Here is a 5,621-nt window from a genome sequence, read left to right as displayed (position 1 = left end):
CGCACGGAGGCCGCCCCAGCCGCCCAGGCCCCGCGCGAAGACCCCCGCCAGGCCGAAGGCCGCAGACAAGTCCATCGGGCGCAAGAAGACCGCGGGCGCTCCCGCCGCCCCCAAGGGCGCCCGGGCCACGAAGAAATCGGCTTCCAAGAAAACGTTGGGCCGCAAGAAACCCGCGCCCGGGGCGTGAAGTTCCGTTCCCCATGAAGTCGCGCCTGCCCGCACGCCGGGTACGCGCCTCCTCCTCGGGTCCTGTTGGATCGCTCCCCGGCGCGTGAGATAGTGCGCGCCGTGTCGGTACCCAGGACAATGACAAGGGCAGCATCCAGACGGACATCGGGCAGGACGTGATCGACGAGGCGGTTCGCAGCGTCGAGCGTCGGCTGGACGAAGACGCCAGCGGCGCGGGCACGGAGGTGGAGCTGGACGTCTCCGCCCCCGCCGCTGAAGCGGACGCCTCCACCCCCGAGGTCACTCCCCCCACCGAGGACGCGGCCGCGCTCCGCCAGGAGGTGGAGTCGCTGCGCGCGCAGCTGGACTTCAGCCAGACCAAGGCCCGCGAGACGCTGGAGCGCTTGAAGGAAGCGCACGAGCGCGCCAAGGACTTCCAGGACCGGGCCATCCGCTCCGCCGCGGACCTGGAGAACTACCGCAAGCGCGCGCAGAAGGAGAAGGAGGACGTCCAGAAGTTCGGCGTGGAGAAGCTCCTCAAGGACCTGCTCCCCGTGGTGGACAACCTGGACCGCGCGCTCGACGCCGCCGGCAAGTCCCCCGACTTCGACAGCTTCCAGAAGGGCGTGGCCATGACGCGCAAGTCCTTCGAGGACTCGCTCGCGCGCCACGGCGTGAAGGGCTTCTCCGCCAAGGGCCAGCCCTTCGACCCGCGCCTGCACGAAGCCATCCAGCAGGTGGAGACCGCTGAAGTGCCGGCGGGCCACGTCGTCTATGAGGTGACGCGCGGCTTCTACCTCAACGACCGCCTGGTGCGTCCTGCCATGGTCGTCGTCGCCCGCGCGCCCGAAGTCGTCGCCACGCCTCCGGAGCCCGCTGCCGCGGCGCCGGAGGCCGCGCCCGCCAGCACGGAAGCGCCCAAGGCCACTGAAGCAGGCAGCAGCGCGGCGCCCCAGACGTCCGCGCCGTCCGACAGTTCCTCCGGGGGGAGTCAGTAGTCATGGCGAAGGTGATTGGAATCGACCTGGGCACCACCAACTCCTGCGTCGCCGTGATGGAAGGCGGCGAGCCGGTGGTCATCCCCAACAGCGAAGGCAGCCGCACCACGCCCTCCATGGTGGGCTTCACCGACTCCGGTGAACGCCTGGTGGGCCAGATTGCCAAGCGGCAGGCCATCACCAACCCGGAGAACACGGTCTTCGCGGCCAAGCGCCTCATCGGCCGCAAGTACGACTCGCCGGAGGCGAGGAAGGCCATTGGCGTCTCCTCCTTCAAGGTGGCGCCCAGCCCCAACGGCGACGCGTGGGTGGAAATCCGGGGCAAGGGCTACAGCCCGCCGGAGGTCAGCGCCATCGTGCTGATGAAGATGAAGCAGACGGCGGAGGACTACCTGGGTGAGCCCGTCACCGAGGCCGTCATCACCGTCCCCGCGTACTTCAACGACAGCCAGCGCCAGGCGACGAAGGACGCGGGCCGCATCGCCGGCCTCAACGTGCTGCGCATCATCAACGAGCCCACGGCCGCCGCGCTCGCGTACGGCCTGGACAAGGTGAAGGACGCCACCACGGAGCGCGTCGCCGTCTACGACCTGGGCGGCGGCACGTTCGATATCTCCATCCTGGAGCTCACCGCCGGCGTGTTCGAGGTCAAGAGCACCAACGGCGACACGTTCCTGGGCGGCGAGGACTTCGACCAGCGCCTCATCGACTACCTGGCCAAGCGCTTCGCGGAAGCCAACAACGGCCTGGACCTGCGCAAGGACCGCATGGCGCTCCAGCGCCTGAAGGAAGCCGCCGAGCGCGCCAAGCACGAGCTGTCCAGCGCCCCGGAGACGGAGGTCAACCTCCCGTTCATCACCGCGGACGCGTCTGGCCCCAAGCACCTCACGGAGACCGTGGACCGGTCCACCTTCGAGGCCCTGGTGGCGGACCTCATCGACCGCTCCATCGAGCCGTGCCGCATCGCGCTCAAGGACGCGGGCGTCACCGCGCAGGCCATCAACCAGGTCCTCCTGGTGGGCGGCATGACGCGCATGCCGCGCGTGCAGCAGAAGGTGAAGGAGTTCTTCGGCAAGGAGCCCCACAAGGGCATCAACCCGGATGAAGTGGTGGCCGTGGGCGCCGCCATCCAGGGCGGCGTGCTCAAGGGCGAGGTGAAGGACGTCCTCCTGCTGGACGTCACGCCGCTGTCGCTGGGCGTGGAGACCGCGGGTGGCGTCTTCACGAAGATCATCGACAAGAACACCACCATCCCCTGCAAGAAGGGCCAGGTGTTCTCCACCGCGGTGGACAACCAGCCGCTCGTGTCCGTGCACGTCCTCCAGGGCGAGCGCGAGATGGCGGCGGACAACAAGACGCTGGCGCGCTTCGAACTGGTGGGCATCCCGCCCGCGCCGCGCGGCGTGCCGCAGATTGAGGTGTCCTTCGACATCGACGCGAACGGCATCGTGCACGTGAGCGCGCGCGACCTGGGCACCGGCAAGCAGCAGCAGGTGCGCGTGGTGGGCAACTCCGGCCTCACCGAGGCCGAAATCCAGGCGATGATCACCGACGCCCAGTCGCACTCCGCGGACGACAAGAAGAAGAAGGAGCTGGCGGAGCTGCGCAACAACGCGGACGGGCTCATCTACACCACGGAGAAGAGCCTGGAGGAGTACGCCAACCTCCTGTCGGAGAAGGACAAGGGCGAAATCCAGGCGGACCTGGAGCGCCTGCGCTCCGTGCTCAACACCTCCGACGCGGGCGTCTTGAAGGAAGCCTTCCAGCGCCTGGAGGGCAGCGCCTACCGCATCGCGGACGCCATCTACACCGACCAGGCCAAGTCCGGCTGACGCCTCACCCCGGGACGCGGGCCCGGCCGGGTGCAATCACCCGGCCCCCGCGTTCGTAGGCCCGGGGCCGCCTCACTTCCTCCCCGGAGCCTCCCTCATGCAACTGACAGAAGCCGTGATGATCATCATGGTCACCGGCATGACCGTCGGCGTGCCGCTGCTCGGCCTCACGCTGCGCTTCGCCCTCAAGCCCGTGGTGGAGACGTGGCTGCGCGTGCGCGAGGTCCAGGCCCGCGGGCAGGTGGCCGCCGGGGAGCTGGAGGGGCTGCGCGCGCGCGTGGCGCACCTGGAGCACATGCTGGACCGGCACGGCATGCTGGAGCACCCCGTCACCCGGGGGACGCCGGAGCCGAGAGAGCTGCCCGAGCACCTGTCCGCGGTGATGCGCGTGGAGCGCGAGCGCGTCTGACGTCCCACCCGGTGGGCGCTCCATTGCGCCCGGGTTTTCGGGTATTGATGGACGCGTGGCGTTCCAATCCCCGGAAGAAGAGCTGGCCTTCCTGCGCGGCCTGAGGGCCGTGAACCGGATGGCCGACGACATCCTCGAGGACTGCCTGGAGCGGGGGCTGGACCTCGACACCGGCCTGGACGTGTTCCTCACGCAGTGCGCCCGCATGGTGCACGCGAAGGCGGGCTTCGTGTCGCTCCGGGGCACGCGGGGGCCCGTGCTGACGCGCGTGCTGGGCGAGCTGGGCGTGGACGTCTTCCAGGCGGCGCACTGGCGCGGCCCCCGGAAGCTGCGCGAGGGCCGGATGCTCTTCTGCCAGCAGCTCACCCTGGGACGGCTGAACCTGGGCGGGCTGGGGCTGCTGGTGGAGGGGGACTTCGAGGACGGCGGCGCGCGGGTGATGGGGCTGGTGGAGGCGATTGGCGAGCAGCTGGACTCCGCGGTGCTGTCCTTCCTGGCGCTCACGGACGGCCGGGGCCCTTTGGAGCGGCTGGACGAGCTGGACGTGGACGGCACGCCGGTCAACCGCGGGCGCATCGGCCGCTATGAAATCGTGAGGCCCCTGGGCACGGGCGGCATGGCGCAGGTGCTCATCGCGCGCACGCGCGGGCCGGAGGGGCTGGGGCGGCTGGTGGCGCTCAAGCGCATCCTGCCCCACCTGACAGCCCAGCCGGAGATGGTGCAGCAGTTCCTGGACGAGGCGCGCATCGGCCTGCGGCTGTCGCACCCCAACCTCGTGCACGTCTACGACTTCGGCGAGGCGCAGGGCGCGTACTACATCGCCATGGAGCTGGTGAACGGCGTCGACCTGGACCGGCTCCTGCGCGCCAACCAGGGCCCCGTGGAGCCGGCGGTGGCGTCCGCCGTCGTGTCGCAGGCGCTCCTGGGGCTGCACGCCGCGCACACGCTCAAGGGCGAGGACGGCGCGTCGCTGGAGCTGGTGCACCGGGACCTGTCGCCGCACAACCTCATGGTGGGCTTCGACGGCCAGGTGAAGGTGCTGGACTTCGGCGTGGCCAAGGTGCGCGCGCAGCGCACGGTGACGCTGCCGGGCATCGTGAAGGGCAAGCCGCTCTACATGTCCCCGGAGCAGGCGCTGGGCCAGAAGCTGGACGCGCGCAGCGACCTGTTCGCCATGGGGCTCATCCTCTACCAGGCCCTCACGGGCCGGCGCGCCTTCGAGCGCGACGACGAGCTGGCCACCATGAAGGCCATCTGCCAGGAGAAGCTGACGAAGCCCCCGGAGGTGCCCACGCCCCTGTGGAACGTGCTGTCGGTGGCGCTGTCCAAGGCGCCGGAGGCCCGCTTCGACTCCGCCCACGCCATGGCGGACCGGCTGGTGTCCGCGTGTCCCCCCGCGCGCGACACGGCGCTGGCGGCGCTCGCGGGCCGGCTCTTCCCGGAGCGGCTGCGCGACTCGCAGCGGCTGGAGACCGCGGTGGACCGCGCCCGGGAAGCCCCCACCCGCGCCACGCCGCCCGTCCGCGCCCCGCGCTGAAGGCAGCGAAGCGCTGCGCCACCCCCGCACACCGCGCGTGAAGGCGCGGCCCGCGGGGGCGGAGCACAAGGCCTGTCTCCTCGCCCCGTGCCGCTAGGAGCGCTTGAGCGGGTCGATGTCCGGGTTCGCCTTGTAGCCGGCGCGGCGCTTCTCCTCGTCCGCGTTGCCCTCGGTGCGCACCACCCTCACGTCCTCCAGCTCCTCGTGGCGGACGCGGCCCTCCATGCTGCGGCGCTCCTCGATGGGGCGCTTGTGGATGGTGATCTCCTCGTCCGTGTACGCGCGCTTGGTGAGCTCCGCCTCCTCCGCGTGCAGGGGGATGCGGATGGTCTCCTCCTGGAAGGTCGCCACGTCGCCGGGGATGGGGTCCTTCGCCACGCGGCGCACCACCTCCACCTCCTCGTGGCGCAGGGGCACCTCCACCGTCTTCATCTCCTCCACGACGACCTTCCGCACCTGGGCCTCGCCCGCGGAGCGCTGGTGCTTGGTGACGCCCAGCTCCTCATGGTGCGTGCGCAGCGTGACGTCCTCGTTCGCGATGCGCCCCGCGCGCAGGTCGCGGTCCTTGATGCCGGCCTTGTCCGTGCCCAGGCCGGTCCTCGGCACGTCGCCCGTCTTCGCGGTGCCCGTCTTCAGCCCGGCGCCCATCCCGCCCGCGGTGCTGCCCGTGGCCGTCG

Annotated in this window: 5 protein-coding genes and 1 pseudogene; 5 read left to right on the top strand and 1 reads right to left on the bottom strand. The window is 70.8% G+C overall.

Annotated features, from left to right (window positions below):
- The 5 genes and pseudogenes from ACLEQD_RS35465 to ACLEQD_RS35445 form a co-directional block, all read left to right on the top strand.
- A pseudogene (locus ACLEQD_RS35465) lies at positions 1 to 187 on the top strand (transcriptional regulator); the annotation flags it as partial.
- Positions 188 to 344: 157 nt separating this feature from the next.
- A complete protein-coding gene (gene grpE / locus ACLEQD_RS35460; protein ID WP_410390212.1) occupies positions 345 to 1,166 on the top strand; it encodes a nucleotide exchange factor GrpE in 822 nt (273 codons plus the stop codon).
- 2 nt (positions 1,167 to 1,168) lie between these two features.
- A complete protein-coding gene (gene dnaK / locus ACLEQD_RS35455) occupies positions 1,169 to 2,998 on the top strand; it encodes a molecular chaperone DnaK (protein WP_410390210.1) in 1,830 nt (609 codons plus the stop codon).
- Between the two features lie 97 nt (positions 2,999 to 3,095).
- Positions 3,096 to 3,407, top strand: coding sequence for a hypothetical protein (locus ACLEQD_RS35450; RefSeq protein WP_410390208.1), 312 nt, complete (start codon positions 3,096 to 3,098; stop codon positions 3,405 to 3,407).
- Positions 3,408 to 3,462: 55 nt separating this feature from the next.
- Complete coding sequence (locus tag ACLEQD_RS35445; RefSeq protein WP_410390206.1) at positions 3,463 to 4,944, top strand: serine/threonine-protein kinase; 1,482 nt, start codon at positions 3,463 to 3,465, stop codon at positions 4,942 to 4,944.
- Between the two features lie 93 nt (positions 4,945 to 5,037).
- Here ACLEQD_RS35445 and ACLEQD_RS35440 read toward each other — a convergent pair.
- Positions 5,038 to 5,621: YsnF/AvaK domain-containing protein (locus tag ACLEQD_RS35440; RefSeq protein ID WP_410390204.1), on the bottom strand; the 584-nt coding region annotated here is incomplete at its 5' end.

Source organism: Corallococcus sp. 4LFB (assembly GCF_046520365.1).
Taxonomy (GTDB): Bacteria; Myxococcota; Myxococcia; order Myxococcales; family Myxococcaceae; genus Corallococcus; species Corallococcus caeni.
The sequence above is the reverse complement of the archived record's forward strand: the minus strand, read 5'-3'. Positions and strand labels throughout refer to the sequence as shown.

Bases quoted from the DNA above. Each gene is read 5' to 3' on its own strand.
- dnaK (WP_410390210.1), top strand. From the start codon at position 1,169: ATGGCGAAGGTGATTGGAATCGACCTGGGCACCACCAACTCCTGCGTC.
- ACLEQD_RS35450 (WP_410390208.1), top strand. From the start codon at position 3,096: ATGCAACTGACAGAAGCCGTGATGATCATCATGGTCACCGGCATGACC.